Consider the following 22160-nt stretch of genomic DNA (forward strand, 5'->3'; position numbering starts at 1 on the left):
TTTATTCAGAAATATCGGCGGGCTCGCGCAGATGCTGTCTTGCTTCGCCGAAGATCGTCAGATCGCGTGCCGCAAGCCGCTTGCTGTCGGACAAGACTCGACGCCAACCACGCGCACCCGCTTCGCCGCGGTACAGGCCGAGCGCATGACGCGTGATCGCGCCGAGATAGGTGCCGAGCGCCATTTCCTTCGCGCAATACTCGATCAGTTTCGCTTCGACCTCGTCGCGTGTCAGCGGCACCTGCGCAGACCCATAGAAGCGCGCGTCGACATCGGCGAGCACGTAGGGATTGTGATAGGCCTCGCGCCCGAGCATCACGCCGTCGACGTGCTGAAGATGGGTGTCGACTTCGTCGAGCGTCTTGATGCCGCCATTGATGATGATCTCCAACTGCGGAAAATCGCGCTTCAACTGATACGCGTAGTCGTACTTGAGCGGCGGAATCTCGCGGTTTTCCTTCGGGCTGAGGCCCTTCAGGATCGCGTTTCGCGCATGAACGATAAAGACCTCGCAGCCGGCTTCCGCGATCGTGCCGACGAAATCTCGGACGAAGCCGTACTCGTCGACCGCGTCGACGCCGATACGGTGCTTGACCGTGACCGGCACCGCTACGACGTCGCGCATCGCCTTCACGCAATCGGCGACGAGTTGCGACTCATTCATCAGGCACGCGCCGAACGCGCCGCGTTGCACGCGCTCGGACGGGCAGCCGCAATTCAGGTTGATTTCGTCATAGCCCCATCGTTCGCCGAGCTTGGCCGCACGCGCGAGATCGTCGGGCTCGCTGCCGCCGAGTTGCAGCGCGACCGGCGCTTCGTCGGGCGTGAACGCGAGGTGACGCGGCACGTCGCCGTGCAGCAGCGCACCGGTCGTCACCATTTCCGTGTAAAGCCACGTATGGCGCGAAATCATCCGATGCAACGAGCGGCAATGCCGATCCGTCCAGTCCATCATTGGCGCGACCGAGACGCGGCGGGGGCTGGGAGTGTGAGGTAAAGACATGGGACTGCCAGGCGGCTTGAATCAAAACACGAATTTTACCGCAAGGCCAGAAAGCGCCGAGCGCGCGCGAGCGGTATCACTGTCGTGACGGAGACTGGGCACTGATTCGTCCACGCCTCAATGTCCGTGGCCCCCCCTCCCGCCACCAGTGCTCCACGAGCTGCCGCCGCCGTGCATGCCGCCGTATCCGCCGCCATGCCATCCGCCGTTCCCGCCATGCCATCCGCCGTTCCCGCCATGCCATCCGCCGTTCCCGCCGTGCCAACCACTGCCATGCCATCCGCCGCGCCCGTGCCAATACCCGTGTCCGTAATAGCAGCAGGGCCCGCCGAAACCCCCGTAGATACCAACCGAGCCGTACACCGGTCCGTAGTAAGGCGGTCCATACGCGTACGGATAGTAGGGCTGGCCATACGCATAGTCGTATCCCGCTGGCGGCGCGACGACGCATCCGGTGATGCTCGCTGCCGCGGCCGCGAGCAGCGTCATCGATGCAATGAGCCTGGTCACGATCTTCTCCTTCACATAAATCTCAGAAAGACCGCGCGCAACGGAGTTCAGCCGCATTTGTGTCCGGGCGTTACTGGCATCGGCGCGGCTGTGCGCGCTCGACCCTTGCCAACCTTCCCGCGTATTACCAAACGGCGCCGCGGTAACAGTTCGTTAACGATCCGAAACGCTACTGAAGGGCACGGTTGCTAAGTTCCGTCGGACGATTCGTCCCGAGTGGGAAGCGATGCGCATGCCGGCGTGGAAATCCGCGCTTCAGGTCGACGAAAACAAGCAATCCCTTCGCCCGCGACGACGCGGCCCGCCCGCCGTTGCGTCAGTCTTTCGCCAATCCTGACCAGCGATCCACCGCCGTCAATGAAGCCCGACTCTCATCCGAACACCGCCGAGCAATGGCGCGCCGAAGGCGACGCCTGTATCGCGCGCGGCGATGTCGAAGCCGCACTGCGATGTTTCGAATCCGCGTGCACGCTAGAGCCCGCCGACCCGCGTGCCGCCGCAAGCGTGTCGGTATCCAACAGATCCGGCAAGCGCGCGAACAGTCCAAGCGATTCCGCCTCCTTGTAGCGCATGCCCTCGCGATAGAGACCGTTGCCTTTGGGCAGATGATCGAACGAGGCTTCGTCGCGGCCCACGCCCGGTATCGGCGATCCGTCGACGGCGCCGATTTTTATAGTAGGTATGCCGCGTTCCGGCTCGACCTTGATCGAGCAGATTCTCGCGAATCATCCGCGCGTGTTCGGCGCGGGAGAACGCACCGAATTCGGTGAGGCACTGGTCCAATGCATTCGCCGTGACGTGAGCGATCCATTGCGGATCAACATCGAGTCGCTACAGCAAGCGGGCGCGGCGCAGTGGAGCGCGCTCGGCGCAGACTACCTGCGGCGCATGAAGCGCGTGGTCGCGCAAGCCGATGGACCGCTCGCGCACCCTACCGATCCCTTCAACTTCATCAACGTCGGTCTGATCCATCTCGCGCTGCCGAATGCCCGCATCATCCATAGCCGCCGTTCGCCATTGCAGACCTGTCTGTCGATTTTCTCGCGCATTTTTCACGACGTGCCGTTCGGCTACGATCTCGGCGAGCTGGGCCGTTATTACTGCGCGTACGATGCGTTGATGGCGCACTGGCGGCGCATTCTTCCCGCGGGCGTGATGATCGAGATCGGGTACGAGGAGCTGGTGGACAATTTCGACGCGAACGTGCGTCGCATGCTCGCGCATTGCGGGCTCGAGTGGGACGAACGTTGCCTCGCGTTTCACGAGATGACGCGGCCGGTGAGCACCGCGAGTTCAGCGCAGGTGCGCCGACCGCTGTATCGAACCTCGTTGCGGCGCTGGCAACCGCGACGCGAATTGCTCGAACCGCTATGGGACGGTCTCGGACCGGAACTGGCGGCGGCCGACGCTCAGCGCGCGAGCCCCGACACGTGATGCAGCCATGGATACACGCCGGCGATAAACGCCGCGTAGAGCGCGGCCATCGAAACGCCGGCGGCCGTGCCCCAGATGTCGCGCGAGGCCGGGCCCTGGCGAAAGTGCACGGGCAGTCCGACCACGAGGTAGCCGATCACGAAGAACAGGATGACCGCGCGCACCGGCGACAGATCGTGGCCGACAAATTCGAGCAGCGCGGACAGATTGAATTGAGACATGGACCTGCGGGCGATCGCGAAGGCGGGGGATCGCACGGCGCCGGAACACATTGAAACGGTTCAACGAACGACGACTGCTCCGCTTCACTTTCGACGTTTCATAGCGCGACGATCTATGCCGATTAAAGGCCACGCAAACGCGATGCGCAAGAAAAATCCGGTATGAATTTGTGCCGGCCGACATTGCTTGCAGCTTGCCTGCGGCGCGACTTTCAGCCGGCTTGGCAACGCTTTCACGACGTCGGTTTCAACGCTCCTCGGGCTTCGATTTGCGCAGCGGGTCGAGCAGCGGTTTCAAACCGTTGTGATCGATTTCGTGCATCAACGCCAGCAAACGCCCGATCTCACCGGGTGGAAAGCCCTGGCTCGCGAACCAGTTCAGATAGTGGCCGGGCAGGTCGGCCATCACGCGGCCTTTATATTTCCCGTAGGGCATCACGCGCGTGACCAGCAATTCGAGGTGTTCGTGATTCATGGCAACGAAGTCGAGATGAAGCGCGCATCCAGAGCGCGAAGCGCCACGCAGCGCAATGCAGCGCATGAGCCCCGCATTCTAGCCCTGCTGCAGGTATCGCGCCGGCGTGATAACGTCTGCGCTTTCCGATAATCTCTTCAACAGGACAAATTAGATGGAATACCGCAGACTCGGCGACTCCGACGTACAGGTTAGCCTGATTGGTCTCGGCACGATGACGTGGGGCGAGCAGAACACCGAGCAGGAAGCGCACGCGCAGATCGACTACGCGCTCGATCACGGCGTGAACCTGATCGACACCGCTGAAATGTATCCGGTGCCGCCGCGCGCCGAAACGCAAGGGTCGACGGAGCGCTACATCGGCACCTGGCTCGCGCAGCACAAGAGCGCGCGCGAGAAGATCGTGCTCGCCACCAAGATCGCGGGACCCGCGCGTCAGCCGCACAATCCGCGTCATATTCGCGGCGAGGGCAATCAGTTCGACCGCAAGAATCTGACCGAGGCGCTCAACGACAGCCTCAAGCGTCTGCAAACCGACTACGTCGATCTGTATCAGCTGCACTGGCCGGATCGCAGCACGATGACGTTCGGCCGCCCATCGTATCCGTGGGTCGACGACGCGTACACGGTGCCGATCGAGGAAACGCTGACGGTGCTCGCCGAATTCGTGAAGGCGGGCAAGGTGCGCCATATCGGCGTGTCGAACGAAACGCCGTGGGGCGTCGCGCAGTTTCTGCGCGCGGCAGAAAAGCTCGGTTTGCCGCGCATCGTCAGCATCCAGAATCCGTACAGCCTGTTGAACCGCACGTACGAAGTCGGTCTGTCCGAGTACGCGCATCGCGACAACATCGGTTTGCTCGCTTATTCGCCGCTTGCGTTCGGCTGGCTGTCGGGCAAGTACGAAGGCGGCGCGCGACCGGCCGGCGCGCGCATCACGCTGTTCGAGCGCTTCCAGCGCTACAGCAAGCCGCAAGCCGTGCAGGCGACCACGCGTTACGTCGAACTCGCGAAGCGCCACGGCCTGTCGCCCGCGCAATTCGCGCTCGCGTTCGTCAATAGCCGGCCGTTCGTGACCAGCAATCTGATCGGCGCGACGTCGCTCGAGCAGTTGAAGGAAAACATCGCCAGCGCGGACGTGAAGCTGTCGGCGCAAGTGCTCGCCGAAATCGACAGGCTGCACGAACTGCAGCCGAATCCGGCGCCGTGACGTCGATGTAACTGCGATGCTCGCTTGCCGTGGTGGCCCCGGTCGTTTAACGGTGCGGCCGCGGCAAGCGCATCGAATCAATCGGCTACAGCCGAACTCAACCCGCGGCCTTTGCGGTACCCACCCCGCGCTTCGCCGCAAGCGGCGAATTCTCGCCGAGATCCCAGAACAGTCCCGCCATCATCTGCAGGCCCTCGCGCACCACCGGGCTCAGAAGATGCTCGTTCGGCGCATGCTGCGAGCAGGCCGGATACGAATGCGGCACCCAGATCGTCGGCAGACCGAGCGTATCGGCGAATATCTCGTTCGGCAGCGTGCCGCCGAGATTCGGCAGCAACGCGGTCTTCTTGCCGGTGGTTGCTTCGAGCGACGCGGTCGCCCACGTGACCCACGGATCGTCGGGATCGAGCCGCGTGGCGGGCGCACCACGTTCGACGTCGATCTCGACCAGCTGAAAACCGTGTGCATCGAGATGCGCGCGCAGATGCTTGCCGAGGTTTTCCCAATCGGTGCCGACCACGAAGCGCAACTGGCAGACCGCGAACGCCGAAGGTGGAATCGCGTTGACCGGGTTCTCCGGATTGCCCGCCTTGAGGGCCAGCACTTCGAAGCTGTTCCAGCCGAATACGCGCTCGGGCGCGGAAAGACCCGGCTCGCCCCAGTTGTCGTCGACGGTGGGGTCGCCCGGACCGCCGCCCACCGCAATATCGGCAAGCGCGTGACGTACGGCTTCGGGGATCGGCGGCGGACGCAGGCCCTCGACCGCGATAACCCCGCGCGCATTGACGAGACTCGCGAGCGCATTGGCAAGCACCGTCGCCGGATTGCGCAGCAGTCCGCCCCAGTTGCCTGAATGATGCGCGCCGTCGCGCAGGTTCAGCGACAGCCTGAAATTGACCGCGCCGCGCGAGCCGAGAAACACGGTCGGACGATGCGCGGCCAGACGCGGGCCGTCGGAGGCGATCAGCACGTCCGCGGCGAGTTCGTCGCGATGCGCATGGCAGATCGCGTCGAGCCCGGGAGAGCCGGTTTCCTCGCCCATCTCGATCAGCAGCTTCGTGTTGAAGCCGAGTTTGCCATCGCGCGCGGCGAGCGTGCTCGCGAGCGCGGCGAGGTTGATCGAGTGCTGGCCTTTATTGTCGGCGGTGCCGCGACCGAACCAGCGCTCGCCTTCGACGCTCACCGCCCACGGCGTCAGCGGCGCGCGCCACTGGCTGTCGTAGCCGCGCACGACGTCGCCGTGGCCGTAGATCAGGACGGTCGGTAGCTGATCGCCTTCGTGACGGTTGGCGATCAGGAACGGCCCGAAGCCATCGACCGGGTTATCGACGATACGCGTGCCGAAGCCGAGGCGCTCTGCTTCGGGCGCGATTTCGTCGGTCAGATAGGACAGCAGCAGCGCGCCGCGATCGCGCTCCTGGCTTTCGGTGCGAAAACCGACGCGGCGGTTCAGATCGGCGAGAAAAGCGCCGGATTCGAAGTGCCGGGTGGCAAGCTCGATGGCCCGGTTGCGGCTCATGTCGATGTCTCCAATGCGGGGATGGGTGAGTAGGGCAGAGGACCGCGAGGCTCGGTGGCTCGACGCGCGGCGCGGCGTGCGAGGCAATCGCCCGCGATGTCATTGCGACCGATTCTAGAAGCGCGTCATTTTTGTCACAATGATCATGTTTCGAAGCTTGCATTGCCGGAAAAGCAAAGCGGCATGCGTCGGCTCGGACCGCGGCACTCACCCACGGCATCGTTGCAACTGACTCTATCGAGGCGTCCCGGATGGCACGTTCACTGCATGGCATTGCGTTGCGTTATTTCGTCGAGGTCGCGCGCAGCGGTTCGCTGAGCGACGCGTCCGAACGGCTGCACGTCGCGGTATCGGCGATCAGCCGGCAGATCGTGCGGCTCGAAGGCGAACTCGGCGCGACGCTGTTCGAGCGGCGCCCGCGCGGCATGGCGCTGTCCGAGGCCGGCGAGCGGCTCCTCGCGTACGCCCAACGCAGTCTGCTCGAAGCCGAGCACGTGATGAAGGAAATCGGCGGTCTCGCCACTCTGCACGGCAGCCGGATCAAGATCGCGACCGCCGAGGGCTTCGCTGCCGACTTCATGCCCGCAGCCATCGCGGATTTCCGCGCCGAGCATCCCGGCACCGATTTCACGCTGACCGTGATGTCGCCGGCCGACGCGACCCGCCACGTGCGCGACGGTGACGTCGATATTGCGTTGTCGTTCAGCCTCGCGCCGGAGAAGGGCGTCAAGGTCGAGCACACCGAACGCGCGCCCGTGTTCGTGCTGCTGCGCACCGATCATCCGCTCGCGGCGCGCGCGAGAGTGTCGCTCGCCGAGGTGAGCCGTTATCCGCTCGCGCTGTCGGAGGCTGGCACCACGATTCGTCAATTGATCGACATTACGTGCGCGCTCGAAGGCATCCTGCTCGAGCCGGATCTCATCTGCAACAACAGTGGCGCGATCTATCGCTATGCGCAGAAGTCCGGTGCGATCATGTTCACGGGGCTGCTGTCGGTGCGCGACCGCTATGCCGGCGACGGCTTCCTCGTGATTCCGCTGACCGATCCGCAGATGCGCCAGCGCAGCATCCAGGTGCAGACGATGGCCGGACGCGAGTTGCCGCCGTCGGTGCGCGCGTTTCGCGATCATCTGATCGCGCGGATCGCTGACGCGCAGCCGGCCGGGGCGCAGGCGTCGAAACTGGCCCGGGGCCGCGGCAAGCGGACACCGCGGCGCCCGCGAACCGATGCATGAAATGCGACACATGCAACGCGCTAAGCGGCAAATGTTCTCCCAGAATCCGAATCACGACCTAAACTGTGGTGGACAGCAAGGACGGCCTTGAGATAACGAGCCTGATGTTTCCTGATGTTTCCTGACGTTTCGCGCAGCAATCAGGCGCAACGTAGAACAATGACAGTCGAACCGCGGACATGCCGCCCAGGCGCGATGCTGCAACGCACACAAGCGGCACCAGATGGACCCAAAAATAAGCGCGGCGCGCCGTCCCAATGGCGGGTCGCCCACAACAGAGCGATAGGACCCATACATCCATGGCGCAACAGAAAACCAATCCAAAACTTGAGCAGGCGCTCACGCGCGGTGATCTGGCGATCCGTCAGGCAAATTCGGCGAGAGCGACCGCGTTGTTGCGGGCGCTCGCCAAGATGATCGTCGATGCGTCGGCAACCATCGGCGTGGAGGCTTTCACGCTGATTCACGACGGCGACAAGATCTACGATCCCGCCGATGGTCTGTGGCCGCAGGCGCTGCTGATCTCGCTCGACGGCCCGGTCGAGGACGCCGATCCCGACGAATTGCGCACGGTGCGGCTGATCGCGGATGATCCGGCCACCGTGTTCCGGGTCGAATGGCAGCGCGCCGACGGCAAGATCGGGCGTCACGAGGGCGGCCCGTTCGCGACGGTCGCGTTCATCTCCGACGTCGACATTCCGTGGACCGATGACGAGGACTAACCGCGCGCGCCGATAGCAGGCACGCATAGCGACGACTGACGCGGCACCGCCTCGCTCGGGTGCATGCACGATGTGCCGCCCCGCGCGTGAGTTTTTTACTTCATCATCCGGCGCCGAAACAGGATCGCCGACACGATAAACCCGCCGATCGCATAAGCGGCCAGCACGCTCAGATGCAGCGCGGCGTGCTCCATCGGCCGGCCGAGCATCGCCGGGCGCATCAGATCGACCGCATTGGCGAGCGGCAGAGCCGCGGTCACGGCTTGCGCGGCGCCGGGCAGTTGCGAGATCGGAAAGAACACGCCGGAGAGCAGCAGCATCGGCGTGAGGACGAGCGTCTGATAGAACATGAAAAAGTCGTATGACGGCGCGAGCGCCGTCACGATCATCGCGAGGCTCGCGAACGCGAGTCCGGCCAGCACGATGATCGGCAGCGCGAGCAGCATCGACGGAAAACTCGCGTAGCCGAGCGCGCCCGCCACCAGCATGATCGCCGCACCCGACAACACCGATTTGCTCGCGGCCCACACCACCTCGCCGAGCACGATATCGCCGAGCGAGAGCGGCGTATGCATGATCGCTTCCCACGTGCGCTGTACGTGCATGCGCGAAAAGCCCGAATACATCGACTCGAAACTCGCCGACATCATCACGCTCGACGGCACGGTGCCCGCCGCGAGGAACGAGATATACGACACGCCGTCGACGTGCCCGACCATCAGCCCGAGCCCGAGGCCGAGACCGAACAGATAGATCATCGGATCGGCGAGGTTGCCGAACATCGACGCGAGCGCGAGCTTCTTCCACACCAGATAGTTGCGGCGCCACACCGCGGCCCAGTTCGTGGCGTTGGCGGGGAACGCGCCGAACGGCTGCTGTGCCGATGGCGTGCCGTCGTGGGTTTCGTAAGTGCGTGCGTCCATCAGTTGTCTCGTTGCGTAATCAGTCCTGCATCTCGCGTCCCGTGAGCCGCAAAAATACGTCCTCGAGATTCGCTGGCCGATGCAGATAGCGCAAATCAGCGCGCTGCTTGAGCCGCATATGCACGGGCTGCGCGTCGTTCACGTAACAGAACAGTGTCTCACCGCTGATCTCGGTGCGCTCGGCGAGCGGCGCGAGTTCTTCGCGCAGCGCAAACGGATCGGGACCGTAGATCTCGATCACGTCGCAGCCGATCTCGGATTCGATCAACTCGCGCGGCGCGCCTTCGGCGATCTTGCGTCCTTCCTCGATCACGCACAGTCGATGACAAAGCCGTTCGGCTTCTTCCATGAAGTGCGTGGTCAGCAGGATGGTTTTGCCGCGCGCGAGCAGCGAGCGCAGCCGCTCCCAGATCAGATGGCGTGCTTGCGGATCGAGACCGGTGGTCGGCTCGTCCATGATCAGCACGTCGGGATCGTTGATCAGCGCACGCGCGAGCGTGAGGCGCCGCTTCATGCCACCCGATAGTTCGCTCACGCGCGCGTCGGCCTTGTTCTCGAGGCGTGCGAATTCGAGCAGACCGGGCACCGCCGCGCGACACTGCGCAGCGGTGAGACCGAAGTAGCGGCCGAAGACGAGCAGATTTTCGCGCACCGTGAAATCGGGATCGAGATTGTCGAACTGCGGCACCACGCCGACGCGCGAGCGCGCGATGCGCGCGCGGCCCGGGATCGGCTCGCCGCATAGGCGGATCGCGCCGGCGTCGGGCGCCGCGATGCCGAGCAGCATGCGCAGTGTCGTGGTCTTGCCGGCACCATTGGGGCCGAGCAGCCCGAAGCATTCGCCGGCGTTCACATGAAACGACAAGCCGTCGACGACCGTTTTTTCGCCGTAGCTTTTCCTGACCTGATGGAATTCGATGGGGGCGGCGGGCATGGGTCGGGCGAGGCTCCTGAAGAAGACACAACGTACTCGCAAGACACACAACATACCTGCGACGCCCGCATTGTGCACGCGAAGCGGCTTATTCCAGGGTTTCGGTTCGCTAATGCGGGCGGCCCTCCGGGAACGGGTAATGCATGCGGCAGGTTGCGGTGTATTGAGCCGGCTGGCACCGCCCGGCGCCACTGTTTACCGTTTGACGCTACCGGCACGCGAAACGGCCCGCTGCGAGCGGCCGCAACGTTCGCGTACGAAGTTTTGCGTTGCGGCATCCGTGGGCAAACGCTGCATCGAATTGCCCAACGCTTGTGCGGACGTGCTCAGCATGCACCGACTATGCACTTAGCGTTTTCCATCCCTTGCAAGCCGATTTGCGGCGCACCATGATTGAATCAGACAGCGCTTTCCGCGCGAATGGAGAAACCTGATGGCGAGCTACCAGAAAATCCTGCTGTGCTACGACGGCTCGCGCGAAGGCCGCAAAGCCCTGCGTTGCGGTGCCGATCTGGCGCTGGAGCTGAAGGCGGAAACGCACCTACTGTCGGTCGTCGACATGCGTTCGAGCATTGCGCAAAGCGCGGGCTTGTTGACGGACGTAGCCTGCGGCAGCTTCGAAAAAACGGCCCGCGAGATTCTGCAGGAGGGGGTGAACTGGCTGACCGAGCGCGGCGTAAGCGCACAAGGGCATTTCGCGTTCGGTCATCCGATCGACGAGATCGCCAACCTTGCCAACGAATTGCAGGTCGATCTCGTGGTGGTCGGCCATCGCTGCCGGACCGGTCTGTCGCGTTGGTGGATGGGGGCGGGCAACACGCCGCTGCTCGACAGGGTGACGTGCAGCATCCTGGTGGCGTGCTCGTCCGGGCAGGACCAGCAGCAGGCGGCTGCGGCGTAATACGCTAGTTAGCGGCGCGAAGCCATTCGCGCCGTCTTGTAGCCCAGACGTGAACATCCCCGTCACGTGGCTGGCCTCGACGACCAGCCACGCATTCCTTCCGGCCAGGCTTCAACCTCACTCGTTCAGGTTGATCGCGGCGAGCTTCCATGTGACCAGACCTTCGCGACGGAAGATCGCCGAGTAGTTCGCGTTGCCTTCGCCACGCCGGTACGTGATAACAAATTCGTTGAGACTACGATAGCCGGCCGTGCTTTGACGCCCCGGTGGCGGCGCACTTGCCTGATTGGTGGTGTTGCCCGCGGCTGGTGCGGCCGGCGCTTCGCCGCTCGCGGCTGGCGGCGCGGACGGTTGCTCGCCCGGCATGCCGCGTGGCGGCATGCCGTTCAGCAGCGCCGCGACGCCGTCGGGTGTTGCATAGGCATCGACGAGCGGGCCGATCAACGTCACGCCGATCACCGCGCCAATCGTGGCCAGCTTGTTGCCGGCGTCCGCTTCGAGCCGGCGTGTCAGCATGGCGCCCACCTGCTGCTTCAGGCTATCGCGTAGCGCGGGAAAGTCCACGTACTGATTGACGGTTTGCACGTCTCGCGCATCTGCCGCGCGTTTGAGATTGTTCACCGCGATATACGGTGACGCATAGATAAACCCCAGCGCGCCAATCACGATCACCACGATCAGCGTGATCAGCAGCGGCCGGGTGGCGCTGCCCTGTATGCGTTTCGGAAATGTCATCGAATGGGACTCCACGTTAGTGATCATCTAACGTCGACCACGGCGAGGTCGAAACGATCCCATCCGACGCGAAACTCTGAACTTCAGAAGTGGGTATCGCATGCGTGCCCAGGATTCGCTCAGGCTTCGAACACCGCGCCGTGCACGTTGGCTTCGTCGGCGATGCAACGATCGATCATACGGCATACGGCGTCGACCGTGCCGACCATGATCAGTCGCGACGATCCATGGTAGACCCGCACCGGTGCGCGACGCGCGGGCTCGGCGATGTTCAGCGCCGAATTCAGCGACACGCGAGCGAACGCCGGCAACGACGACGGCAGACCGGAAGCATCGGCAGGCACGTCGAACAGCGACGGCGTGCGCGCCGCGGGCGCCTCGGTCAGCGCGCAGGGCGTGAGCTTGCGCAGATGGCGCAGACGGCCGAACTGGCGAAAAGGCAGCAGGCGGGCAAGGCGTTCCATGAGTCTCTCCTGGCGATACAGCGTAGATGCGGGCGTAAATGCGGGCGTAAATGCGGCTTGGGTTGGACAAGCCGGCGCAAGCGTTGCTGCGACAGCGAAAGATCAGAACTCGCTTGGGCGAATGAGCCCGACCGCGATCCCTTCGAGCGCGAAATCGGCGCTGCCGCTTTCCACGAAGATGTTGTCGTAATCGGGGTTTTCGGCGATCAGCTCGATGCCGTTCGGCCGGCGCTTCAGACGCTTGACCGTCACGTCGTCGCCGAGCCGCGCAATGATGATCTGGCCGTCCTTCGCTTCGCTGCGCTTTTGCACTGCGAGCAGGTCGCCGTCGAGAATCCCGGCGTCGCGCATAGACAGGCCGCGCACTTTCAGCAGGTAGTCGGGTTTGCTCGAGAACAGCGCCGGGTCGCACGCGTAGTGCTGCGAGATATGTTCCTGCGCGAGGATCGGGCTACCCGCCGCGACCCGGCCGATCAGCGGCAGCGACAACTGCATCAGGCCCGCATGCGGCAGCGTGAACTGGTGTGGCGCGTCCTCTTGCCCGGACAGCAGGCGGATGCCGCGCGACGCGCCAGCCGCGAGTTCGATCACCCCCTTGCGCGCCAGCGCGCGCAGATGCTCTTCCGCGGAATTGGCCGAGCTGAAACCGAGTTCGGCGGCGATTTCCGCGCGAGTGGGCGGAAAGCCGGTGCGTTCGATCGCGCGGCGGATCAGATCGAAAACCTGCTGCTGTCGTGCGGTGAGTTTTGTCATGGCCACTGTATGTATGAACAGGTGACTGTATTTTTATACAGTATCCGGCGCATTTCAAGCTTTACTTTAAGTTCGGCCGGAGGGGCGCGTTCGGGCGTCGTTTATCGGCCACATCGCGTCGTTTCCGGTGCGTCAACAGCCGTCGCATCTGCCGTTACCACTTTTGAGTATTAAAAAATGAAGAAACATTATTTTTAATGATGAAAGCCCTTCGATAGACTGGCCTCCGGATTGGCGCTCATGTGCACGTGACCGCGACGCAGAACAACACCAGACGCTTGGCAGCGGACCATCACACGGAGAAAAATCGAGATGAACTATCGGCACACGGGGCTTGCGGCTCGAACCAGAAAACTGATCACGGCGCTCGCCGTCGGCGCGGCGGGCGCGCTGGGCATGGTGGGCGCAAGCGGCATCGCGCACGCCGACACGACACTGCTGAACGTGTCCTACGATCCGACGCGCGAGCTGTATCAGGACATCAACCAGGCATTCGGCAAGGAATGGAAGGCCAGCAGCGGCGAAGCCGTCACCTTCAGGCAGTCGCACGGCGGCTCGGGCGCGCAGGCTCGCTCGGTGCTCGATGGTCTGCAGGCCGACGTCGTGACGCTCGCGCTCGCTTATGACATCGATGCGCTCGCGAACAAGGGGCTCGTCGACAGGAACTGGCAGAAGCGTTTGCCGGACAACGCGTCGCCGTACACCTCGACGATCGTGTTTCTCGTGCGCAAGGGCAACCCGAAGCACATCAAGGATTGGGACGATCTGGTGAAGCCGGGCGTGTCGATCGTGACGCCGAATCCGAAGACCTCGGGCGGCGCGCGCTGGAACTATCTGGCCGCGTGGGCCTACGCCGAGCATCAACCGGGCGGCAACGACCGGAAGGCCAGGGAGTTCGTCGGCAAGCTGTACAGGAACGCCGGCGTGCTCGATTCGGGCGCGCGCGGCGCGACGACGAGCTTCGTTCAGCGCGGCATTGGTGACGTGCTGATCGCGTGGGAAAACGAGGCGTTCCTGTCGCTGAAGGAGTTCGGTCCGGACAAGTTCGAGATCGTCGTGCCGTCGGTGAGCATTCTCGCGGAGCCGCCGGTCGCGGTGGTCGACAAGGTCGTCGACAGGCACGGCACCCGCAAGCTCGCCGAGGCTTATCTGAACTTCCTCTATAGCGAGGAGGGCCAGGAGATCGCCGCGCGCAATTTCTATCGTCCGCGTTCGAACAAGGTGCCGGCCGATCTGACCGCGAAGTTTCCGAAGCTGAAGCTGTACACGATCGACGATTCGTTCGGCGGCTGGACCAACGCGCAGAAGACGCATTTCGCCGACGGCGGCGTGTTCGATTCGATTTATCAGCCGCAGTAAAAACCGCCGCCTGCATCAAAGGCAGAGGTGAAAGGGCGCGCCCAATGGGCGCGCTTTCGGCTAACCGGAGGCCGTGGCCAGCAGTACCGCAGTTCGATAACGACACAACGAGACAGCAACACGACAACCGCGCGAGCATCAACCATGAACGAGTATCCAGCATGACCACGTTGACCTTCCGCAAGCCGAGCGCCTTGCCCGGCTTTGGCCTGACACTCGGCATCACGGTGGCTTATCTGAGCCTCGTGGTGCTGATTCCGTTGGCGGCGACCTTTCTGAAAACCGCGACGCTCGACTGGGATCAGTTCGTGCGCGCAGTCACGTCGCCGCGCGTGCTCGCGTCGTATCGGCTGACGTTTTTCTCGGCACTCGGCGGCGCGTTGATCAACGCGGTGTTCGGCTTTCTCGTCGCGTGGGTGCTGGTGCGCTACACGTTTGCGTTCAAGCGCATCGTCGATGCGGTCGTCGATTTGCCGTTCGCGCTGCCCACTTCCGTCGCGGGCATTTCGCTCGCGGCCGTCTATTCAGGCAACGGCTGGATCGGCCAGTTTCTCGCGCCGCTCGGCATCAAGATCGCGTTCACGCCCGCCGGCGTGCTGGTCGCGTTGACCTTCATCGGCCTGCCGTTCGTCGTGCGCACGGTGCAGCCGGTGCTCGAGGAGTTCGAGCGCGAGCAGGAGGAAGCGGCCGCGTGCCTCGGCGCGTCGCGCTGGCTCACGTTTCGCCGCGTCGTGCTGCCGGCCGTGTTCCCGGCGTTGCTGACCGGCTTCGCGCTCGCGTTCGCGCGCGCGCTCGGCGAATACGGCTCGGTGATCTTCATCGCCGGCAACGTGCCGATGAAGTCGGAGATCACGTCGCTGCTGATCATCACGAAGCTCGAGCAATACGACTATGCGGGCGCGACGGCGCTCGCGGTCGTGATGCTGGTCGTGTCGTTCCTGATGCTGCTGTTGATCAACACGCTGCAGTGGTATCTGCAGCGGCGCACGAGCCGCGGCAACGCGGCGCCGGCGCCGGCGCCGGTGGCCACGAACGTCGCCGCAATCGGTGGAGGTGTGCAATGAGCCGCGTTCCGACGAATCCGGCGAGCGCCGCGCGCCGCCCCGATCCGGTCAGCGAGCCGCCCGTCGTGCGCTGGCTGCTGATCGGCCTGGCGCTGCTGTTTCTCGCGCTGTTTCTGGTCGTGCCGCTCGTCGCGGTGTTCTATCAGGCGCTGAGCAAGGGGCTGCGTTTTTACTTCGAATCGCTTGTCGATCCGGACGCGCTGTCGGCCATCAGGTTGACGCTGATCACCGCGGCGATCGCGGTGCCGCTGAACCTCGGGTTCGGCCTCGCGGCGTCGTGGTGTATCGCGAAGTTCGAATTCCGCGGCAAGGCACTCCTGACCACGCTGATCGATCTGCCGTTTTCGGTGTCGCCGGTGATCTCCGGTCTGATCTACGTGCTGATGTTCGGCGCGCAGGGCTGGTTCGGCCCGTGGCTCGAAGATCACAACGTGCAGATCATCTTCGCGGTACCGGGCATCGTACTCGCGACGATCTTCGTCACGTTCCCGTTCGTCGCGCGCGAGTTGATTCCACTGATGCAGGCGCAGGGCAACGACGAGGAAGAAGCCGCGCACGTGCTCGGCGCATCGGGCTGGCAGACGTTCCGTCGCGTCACGCTGCCGAACGTCAAATGGGGTCTGCTGTACGGCGTGATTCTGTGCAATGCGCGCGCGATGGGCGAGTTCGGCGCGGTGTCGGTCGTGTCGGGTCATATTCGCGGGCAGACCGACACGATGCCGCTGCATGTCGAAATTCTCTACAACGAATACAACTTCTCGGCCGCGTTCGCCGTGGCGTCGGTGCTCGCGCTGCTGGCGCTGGTCACGTTGGGGCTGAAGCTGTTGGCCGAGCGTCATATGTCGGCGGAACTGTCGGCAGCGCGCGACGTGCCCGCGTATGCGGGGCCGGCGCCGTCCGGCGCTTCGCAGGCCGGGAGCGCGCAGTCCGCTTCTCATTCGTTTTTCGTCAACGCCACGCCTGCGTCGCAGCGACATCCGCTCAAGCAAGGAGAGCTGTAAATGGGTATCACCGTTCGTAACCTGCAAAAGCGCTTCGGCGATTTCGTCGCGCTCGACAACGTGTCGCTCGACTTTCCACCGGGCGAACTCGTCGCGCTGCTCGGGCCGTCGGGTTGCGGCAAGACGACACTGTTGCGCGTGATCGCCGGCCTCGAATACGCGGACGGCGGCCAGGTCGAGCTGCAAGGCCAGGACGTCGCGGCGGTCGGCGCGCGCGAGCGCGAGGTAGGCTTCGTGTTCCAGCATTACGCGCTGTTCCGTCATATGACGGTGTTCGAGAACGTTGCGTTCGGTCTGCGCGTGAAGCCGCGCAAGGAACGTCCGTCAGAGAAGGTGATTCGCGAGAAGGTGCATGAGCTGCTGAAGCTCGTGCAGCTCGACTGGCTCGCGCAACGCTATCCGTCGGAGCTGTCCGGCGGCCAGCGGCAGCGCATCGCGCTCGCGCGTGCGTTGGCTGTCGAGCCGAAAGTGCTGTTGCTCGACGAGCCGTTCGGCGCGCTCGACGCGAAGGTGCGCAAGGAACTGCGCAGCTGGTTGCGTCGCCTGCACGACGATCTGCATATCTCGACTATCTTCGTCACTCACGATCAGGAAGAAGCGCTCGAAGTGGCCGATCGCATCGTCGTGCTCAATCGGGGGCATGTCGAGCAGGTGGGGAGCCCGCAGGACGTGTACGACCATCCGCAGACGCCGTTCGTCTATGAGTTTCTCGGCGCGGCGAACCGTCTGCACGGCAGCGTCGATGCGCAAGGCTTCGTCGTCGATGGCGCCGCGCTGCCGGTCGCGATTGCCGCCGGTTTCAGCGGTCCTGCGTTCGCCTATGTGCGGCCGCACGATCTGCAGTTGTATCCGCAGGCAGCCGGGCATCGCGAGGGCATCGTCGTCGACCTGCGGCGCGTGGTGACGCTCGGCGGCTCGGTGCGCGTCGAGCTCGCGGGCCGTGAGGGCAACCTGCTCGAAGCCGAACTCGATCGCGAAACGTGGCGTGATCTGCAACTGACAATAGGCGATGGCGTGACGGCGGTGCCGCGCGCATTGCGCGTTTTTCCGGAGACAAATCGATGAATTTCCAGCAGTTGCGCTTCGTGCGCGAAGCGGTGCGGCAGAACATGAACCTGACCGAAGTGGCGAACGTGCTCTACACGTCGCAATCGGGCGTATCGAAGCAGATCAAGGATCTCGAGGACGAACTCGGGGTCGATATTTTCATCCGCCGCGGCAAGCGTCTGACGGGGCTCACCGAGCCGGGCAAGGCGGTGCATCAGCTGATCGAGCGGATGCTGCTCGATGCGGAGAATCTGCGCCGCGTCGCGCGCCAGTACGCCGATCAGGACAGCGGTCACCTCGTCGTCGCGACCACTCACACGCAGGCGCGCTACGCGCTGCCGAAGGTGGTCCGGCAGTTCACGTCGGTGTTTCCGAAAGTGCATCTGGCGCTGCGCCAGGGCAGCCCGCAGCAGATCGCGCAGATGATCATCAACGGCGAAGCGGATATCGGCATCTCGACCGAGGCGCTCGACCGTTTTCCCGACATCGTCACGTTCCCGTGCTATTCGTGGCATCACGTCGTGGTGGTGCCGAAGGATCATCCGCTCGTCGGCCGAGCGAATCTGACGCTCGACGAGATCGCCGAATTTCCGATCGTCACCTACGACCAGGACTTCACGGGCCGCTCGCATATCGACCAGGCGTTCGCAAAAGCGGGTGCGTTGCCCGACGTCGTGCTGACCGCGATCGACGCCGACGTGATCAAGACCTACGTGGAACTCGGCATGGGTATCGGCGTGGTCGCTGCGATGGCCTACGACCCGAAGCGCGACACCGAACTCGTCGCGCTCGACACGCAGCATCTCTTCGAGGCGAGCACGACCCGCGTCGGCCTGCGCAAGGGGGCATTCCTGCGCGCGTACGCGTATCGGTTGATCGAGATGTTCGCGCCGCAGTTGAGCGAGGCGGACATTGCGGCGCAGTTGCGTGAGGCGGCTTAGAGCCGCGAGCAGCTTAGGGTAGGACTTGCACCCGCAGGATGGGCGCAAAAAAAAGAGTCCTGCTGTGCCCGGCAAGACTCTCTCTAAACACCCGCTATACAGCTATTGGACTAACGGACCTTCCGCTTTTTACGTGACATGGCTATTAGAACTCGTAGCCAACCTGCGCACGTGCGCCAGCGTCACCAGTCGACGTGACCGACACCGCAGCGTTGACGAGCCACTTATTATTCCGTGAGCGGTACGTAGCTCCTACTGCTGCGGCGCTGCCGCCCTTATAGGTCGCCCCACCCGCAGCGACGATCGTCTTGCCCGGGCCCGACGGCGTCATGTTCGGCATTGCCATCGCTGCTGCGATCCCTGCGTAGGCGTTCTTCGCGACGTCGTTGATCGCCTGGTTGGTCGCGTTGATACGCTGATCGGTGTAGTTGTTGGCCTGCTGAACGCCTTGTGCGACCGAGCTGTTCATCTGACCGACATTGACTGCATCCGTGTCCACCGTACCCGCTGCGACGTTGGTGATCTGGCGTTCGTGACCCACTGAACCCACCGACACCGAGTTATCGCGATCCGTCACCGAGCCCTGACCCAACGCCACCGAGTTCGCATTGCCAGCCTGCGAGCCGGTGCCGATCGCCGTCGAGTTGCCGCCGGTTGCCGCCGCATTTGAGCCCACTGCCACCGCGTTGTCTGCTGTTGCACTGGCGTTTGCCCCGGCCACGGTGCTGCCCACACCGGTACCCGGCGTCGCCGCATTGGCCACTGCGTCATTGTTGCGGTCCGGCGACGAAACATCCGGGGTGACCGGCTGGATGTTCGACAGCTGGGAACCGAGATCCTTCACCTGCCCGTCGAGATCCGTCACCTGGTCCTGCAACGCCGACAGCTGGCCGAAGTTCACCGCGTCATACTGGCTCGTGCCGTTCGCCACATTGCTCAGGATCACCGGGCCTGCGCTCAGGCTTCCGCCGAGCGTCACGGAACCGAAGTTCACCGAGCCGTCAGCGTGACGGTCGTACTGCACCGCGCCCGACAGTTGCGTGCCGACATCGCCCACCTGCGTCTGCAGCTTCGTGATGTCCGTGGTGTTCTCCGTCACCCGGTCATCCAGGTTGGTGACGGCATCGCCTACGCTATGCACCGTCGTACCACCCACGCTGTAGCTCGGTGCGCTGATCGTGCCATCCGCGTTCACGGCCGAGCCGCCACCCAGACCCGCGGCGACGCTCGCCGAGTTCGCATACAGCTGGCTGCCGTTGACGGCTTCCTTGCTGCCCGCAGCAATCGCACCTTCGGCCACGCCGCTCAGCGTGCGCGCGCCATCGGTGCCACTGAAGTCCACCGTCGTGCCGTCCAGGCCCCTGGCCACCGTGATGACCTTGCTGGTCGCGTCCTGCTGCACCAGGCCGACGCTGCCGCCGTCCAGTTGCTGCGTCAGGTTCGTGACCGAGCCTTCCACGTTGGTCACGCGGCCGTCGATGCTGGTGATCGCCGTCTTGTTGGCCGCAACGTTCGTCGTGTTGGCCGCGATGCCGGCCGTGTTGGTCGTCACGTTCTGGTTGGTCGTGTGCAGCTGCGAACCGTTCACCGCTTCGGTGCTGGTGTCGCCGAGCGCGCCGGCCTTCACGCCGCCCAGCGTGCGCACGCCAGCGGTGCCACTGAAGTCCACCGTCGTGCCGTCCAGGCCCCTGGCCACCGTGATGGCCTTGCTGGTCGCGTCCTGCTGCACCAGGCCGACGCTGCCGCCGTCCAGTTGCTGCGTCAGGTTCGTGACCGAGCCTTCCACGTTGGTCACGCGGCCGTCGATGCTGGTGATCGCCGTCCTGTTGGCCGCGACGTTCGTCGCGTTGTCCGCGATGCTGGCCGCGTTGGTCGTCACGTTCTGGTTGGTCGCGTGCAGCTGCGAACCGTTCACCGCTTCGGTGCTGGTGTCGCCCAGCGCACCAGCCTTCACGCCGCTCAGCGTGCGCACGCCATCGGTGCCACTGAAGTCCACCGTCGTGCCGTCCAGGCCCCTGGCCACCGTGATGGCCTTGCTGGTCGCGTCCTGCTGCACCAGGCCGACGCTGCCGCCGTCCAGTTGCTGCGTCAGGTTCGTGACCGAGCCTTCCACGTTGGTCACGCGGCCGTCGATGCTGGTGATCGCCGTCCTGTTGGCCGCGACGTTCGTCGCGTTGTCCGCGATGCTGGCCGCGTTGGTCGTCACGTTCTGGTTGGTCGCGTGCAGCTGCGAACCGTTCACCGCTTCGGTGCTGGTGTCGCCCAGCGCGCCAGCCTTCACGCCGCTCAGCGTGCGCACGCCATCGGTGCCACTGAAGTCCACCGTCGTGCCGTCCAGGCCCCTGGCCACCGTGATGGCCTTGCTGGTCGCGTCCTGCTGCACCAGGCCGACGCTGCCGCCGTCCAGTTGCTGCGTCAGGTTCGTGACCGAGCCTTCCACGTTGGTCACGCGGCCGTCGATGCTGGTGATCGCGGTCCTGTTGGTCGCGACGTTCGTCGCATTGGCCGCGATGCCGGCCGTGTTGGTCGTTACGTTCTGGTTGGTCGCGTGCAGCTGCGAACCGTTCACCGCTTCGGTGCTGGTGTCGCCCAGCGCACCGGCCTTCACGCCGCTCAGCGTGCGCGCGCCATCGGTGCCACTGAAGTCCACCGTCGTGCCGTCCAGATCCTTGGCCACCGTGATGTTCCGGGTCGCTGCGTCGTGCTGCACCAGACCGATGGTGCCGTCGTTCAGGTTGTTGGTGACGTTCGTGATGTCGCCACTCATCTTCGTGATGTCAGCTTTGTTGATCGCGATGTCATTACTGTTGTCGAGCGCGATGTTGTGGATCATCACCAGGCCATCGTTGAGGTTGTCCATCTTCGAGGCGTTGCGGCGCACGTTTTCGTCAATGTTGGCAACCGCGTCACCCACGTTGTTGACCGTCGTACCGCCCACGCTGTAGCTCGGCGCGCTGATCGTGCCATCCGACTTGATCGCCGCCCCACCGCCTAGCGCATTCACCACTCCTCCGAGCTGGCTCAGATTGACAGCATCCGTACTTTGGGTACCTGCAGCCAGGTTCACAATCTGGCGTTGGCCGGTGGTCGCGCCTACCGACACCGTATTCGCCCGGTCGGCCACCGAATTCACGCCCAAAGCTACGCTATTGGTGGCGGTGACCGTGCTCCCGAAACCGAGCGCCACAGAATTTGAGGCACTCACGGTTGAAGCTGGGCCGAAAGCTGCCGAGCGATCACCGTTGACAACGGCCATTTCGCCGAGTGCAATCGCGCCACCCCCGTTCGCCTTGGCTGAATCGCCGATGGCAATGGCCGAGCTACCGTCATAATCAACGTCGCCTTTAGCGTTTGCACCAGCACCAATCGCTATCGATCCAGGAGTGCTGGCAGAAGCAGCGGCGGAGGTGATGGTCGAATTGTTAATAGCAATGTTGCCATAGGCGCCAATAGGATTCGTCACATTAGCAGCAGCATTCCCGCTGTAGCCGGCAATCACACCCAAGGCTACGCCGATGCTACCCATCACGCAGCGTGACTTGCTGCGTTTGCCGCGACGCGCAGTGTGCTCGGATGCAGCCACCCACGACCCAAGGGCTTCGCTCCAGATGCTGACATAGGATTTGTTCATGACATGATTCCTTTTAAAGTTTGAAAAAGAATTGAGTTATGCGAACTAATGCCAAATCGCTGTTGCCATTTCTTGCTGTTC

Annotated in this window: 22 protein-coding genes; 10 read left to right on the plus strand and 12 right to left on the minus strand. The window is 63.8% G+C overall.

All coding sequences use genetic code 11. From position 1 onward, the window contains the following. Nucleotide 1: 1 nt before the first annotated feature. The 3 genes from dusA to OKW43_RS21910 all read right to left on the minus strand — a co-directional run bounded on the left by dusA (nucleotide 2) and on the right by OKW43_RS21910 (nucleotide 2148). Nucleotides 2-1003, minus strand: coding sequence for a tRNA dihydrouridine(20/20a) synthase DusA (dusA, locus tag OKW43_RS21900; RefSeq protein ID WP_429449782.1), 1002 nt, complete (start codon nucleotides 1001-1003; stop codon nucleotides 2-4). A 117-nt stretch (nucleotides 1004-1120) separates the two neighbouring features. Then, entirely contained in the window at nucleotides 1121-1513 is a 393-nt protein-coding gene (locus OKW43_RS21905) for a hypothetical protein (RefSeq protein ID WP_429449784.1), read from the minus strand. A gap of 371 nt (nucleotides 1514-1884) precedes the next feature. Then, the gene (locus tag OKW43_RS21910; RefSeq protein WP_429449786.1) at nucleotides 1885-2148 is read right to left on the minus strand and encodes a hypothetical protein; all 264 of its coding nucleotides are present in this window, start codon (nucleotides 2146-2148) and stop codon (nucleotides 1885-1887) included. Between the two features lie 37 nt (nucleotides 2149-2185). Here OKW43_RS21910 and OKW43_RS21915 point away from each other — a divergent pair, with 37 nt between their 5' ends. Then, the gene (locus tag OKW43_RS21915) at nucleotides 2186-2947 is read left to right on the plus strand and encodes a sulfotransferase family protein (RefSeq protein WP_429451759.1); all 762 of its coding nucleotides are present in this window, start codon (nucleotides 2186-2188) and stop codon (nucleotides 2945-2947) included. Here OKW43_RS21915 and OKW43_RS21920 read toward each other — a convergent pair. Together OKW43_RS21920 and OKW43_RS21925 are read right to left on the minus strand one after the other, a co-directional pair. Beyond that, nucleotides 2923-3168, minus strand: a complete 246-nt coding sequence (locus tag OKW43_RS21920; protein ID WP_187636355.1) for a hypothetical protein — start codon at nucleotides 3166-3168, stop codon at nucleotides 2923-2925. The two genes, OKW43_RS21915 and OKW43_RS21920, sit on opposite strands and share 25 nt — an antisense overlap. A 247-nt stretch (nucleotides 3169-3415) precedes the next feature. Continuing rightward, a complete protein-coding gene (locus OKW43_RS21925; protein ID WP_429449788.1) occupies nucleotides 3416-3643 on the minus strand; it encodes a DUF3820 family protein in 228 nt (75 codons plus the stop codon). Between the two features lie 154 nt (nucleotides 3644-3797). Between OKW43_RS21925 and OKW43_RS21930 the strand changes: the two genes are divergently transcribed. Continuing rightward, on the plus strand, nucleotides 3798-4850 hold the full coding sequence (locus tag OKW43_RS21930; protein ID WP_429449790.1) for an NADP(H)-dependent aldo-keto reductase: 1053 nt from the start codon (nucleotides 3798-3800) through the stop codon (nucleotides 4848-4850). Between the two features lie 97 nt (nucleotides 4851-4947). Here the strand turns inward: OKW43_RS21930 and OKW43_RS21935 are convergent, their stop codons facing one another. After that, entirely contained in the window at nucleotides 4948-6369 is a 1422-nt protein-coding gene (locus tag OKW43_RS21935; RefSeq protein ID WP_187636358.1) for a M20 family metallopeptidase, read from the minus strand. Nucleotides 6370-6620: 251 nt separating this feature from the next. Here OKW43_RS21935 and OKW43_RS21940 point away from each other — a divergent pair, with 251 nt between their 5' ends. Both OKW43_RS21940 and OKW43_RS21945 read left to right on the plus strand, forming a co-directional pair. Then, nucleotides 6621-7604 (plus strand): LysR family transcriptional regulator, encoded by a 984-nt coding sequence (locus OKW43_RS21940; RefSeq protein WP_429449793.1) that lies wholly within the window; start codon nucleotides 6621-6623, stop codon nucleotides 7602-7604. A 299-nt stretch (nucleotides 7605-7903) separates the two neighbouring features. Then, nucleotides 7904-8326: a hypothetical protein gene (locus OKW43_RS21945; RefSeq protein WP_013089291.1), complete on the plus strand. Its 423-nt coding sequence runs from the start codon at nucleotides 7904-7906 to the stop codon at nucleotides 8324-8326. Between the two features lie 95 nt (nucleotides 8327-8421). On the opposite strand, the gene OKW43_RS21950 is transcribed toward OKW43_RS21945, so the two are convergent. Both OKW43_RS21950 and nodI read right to left on the minus strand, forming a co-directional pair. Next, a complete protein-coding gene (locus OKW43_RS21950) occupies nucleotides 8422-9249 on the minus strand; it encodes an ABC transporter permease (RefSeq protein ID WP_187636360.1) in 828 nt (275 codons plus the stop codon). A 19-nt stretch (nucleotides 9250-9268) separates the two neighbouring features. Beyond that, nucleotides 9269-10183: a nodulation factor ABC transporter ATP-binding protein NodI gene (gene nodI, locus OKW43_RS21955; protein ID WP_187636361.1), complete on the minus strand. Its 915-nt coding sequence runs from the start codon at nucleotides 10181-10183 to the stop codon at nucleotides 9269-9271. A 433-nt stretch (nucleotides 10184-10616) separates the two neighbouring features. Between nodI and OKW43_RS21960 the strand changes: the two genes are divergently transcribed. Beyond that, nucleotides 10617-11084, plus strand: a complete 468-nt coding sequence (locus OKW43_RS21960) for a universal stress protein (RefSeq protein WP_187636362.1) — start codon at nucleotides 10617-10619, stop codon at nucleotides 11082-11084. A gap of 117 nt (nucleotides 11085-11201) precedes the next feature. On the opposite strand, the gene OKW43_RS21965 is transcribed toward OKW43_RS21960, so the two are convergent. From OKW43_RS21965 to lexA, 3 genes are all read right to left on the minus strand, one after another. After that, the gene (locus tag OKW43_RS21965; RefSeq protein WP_429449796.1) at nucleotides 11202-11819 is read right to left on the minus strand and encodes a DUF2939 domain-containing protein; all 618 of its coding nucleotides are present in this window, start codon (nucleotides 11817-11819) and stop codon (nucleotides 11202-11204) included. Between the two features lie 119 nt (nucleotides 11820-11938). Continuing rightward, complete coding sequence (locus OKW43_RS21970) at nucleotides 11939-12283, minus strand: hypothetical protein (RefSeq protein ID WP_187636364.1); 345 nt, start codon at nucleotides 12281-12283, stop codon at nucleotides 11939-11941. A 102-nt stretch (nucleotides 12284-12385) separates the two neighbouring features. Continuing rightward, nucleotides 12386-13036 (minus strand): transcriptional repressor LexA, encoded by a 651-nt coding sequence (gene lexA, locus OKW43_RS21975; RefSeq protein ID WP_429449798.1) that lies wholly within the window; start codon nucleotides 13034-13036, stop codon nucleotides 12386-12388. Nucleotides 13037-13348: 312 nt separating this feature from the next. Here lexA and OKW43_RS21980 point away from each other — a divergent pair, with 312 nt between their 5' ends. The 5 genes from OKW43_RS21980 to OKW43_RS22000 all read left to right on the plus strand — a co-directional run bounded on the left by OKW43_RS21980 (nucleotide 13349) and on the right by OKW43_RS22000 (nucleotide 18448). After that, on the plus strand, nucleotides 13349-14395 hold the full coding sequence (locus tag OKW43_RS21980) for a sulfate ABC transporter substrate-binding protein (RefSeq protein WP_429449800.1): 1047 nt from the start codon (nucleotides 13349-13351) through the stop codon (nucleotides 14393-14395). Nucleotides 14396-14556: 161 nt separating this feature from the next. Next, the gene (gene cysT / locus OKW43_RS21985; protein ID WP_429449802.1) at nucleotides 14557-15459 is read left to right on the plus strand and encodes a sulfate ABC transporter permease subunit CysT; all 903 of its coding nucleotides are present in this window, start codon (nucleotides 14557-14559) and stop codon (nucleotides 15457-15459) included. Continuing rightward, complete coding sequence (gene cysW / locus OKW43_RS21990; RefSeq protein ID WP_429449804.1) at nucleotides 15456-16460, plus strand: sulfate ABC transporter permease subunit CysW; 1005 nt, start codon at nucleotides 15456-15458, stop codon at nucleotides 16458-16460. The genes cysT and cysW overlap by 4 nt, the downstream gene beginning before the upstream one ends. After that, nucleotides 16461-17525 carry a sulfate/molybdate ABC transporter ATP-binding protein gene (locus OKW43_RS21995; protein ID WP_429449806.1) on the plus strand — a complete coding sequence of 355 codons (1065 nt, stop codon included), beginning with the start codon at nucleotides 16461-16463 and terminating at the stop codon, nucleotides 17523-17525. Next, a complete protein-coding gene (locus tag OKW43_RS22000; RefSeq protein ID WP_429449808.1) occupies nucleotides 17522-18448 on the plus strand; it encodes a CysB family HTH-type transcriptional regulator in 927 nt (308 codons plus the stop codon). The genes OKW43_RS21995 and OKW43_RS22000 overlap by 4 nt, the downstream gene beginning before the upstream one ends. 145 nt (nucleotides 18449-18593) lie before the next feature. Here OKW43_RS22000 and OKW43_RS22005 read toward each other — a convergent pair whose 3' ends face one another. Further along, nucleotides 18594-22079, minus strand: a complete 3486-nt coding sequence (locus tag OKW43_RS22005; RefSeq protein ID WP_429449810.1) for a YadA-like family protein — start codon at nucleotides 22077-22079, stop codon at nucleotides 18594-18596. Nucleotides 22080-22160: the final 81 nt, after the last annotated feature.

It is taken from the genome of Paraburkholderia sp. WC7.3g, from assembly GCF_050436345.1.
In the GTDB taxonomy this organism is placed as follows: domain Bacteria; phylum Pseudomonadota; class Gammaproteobacteria; order Burkholderiales; family Burkholderiaceae; genus Paraburkholderia; species Paraburkholderia podalyriae.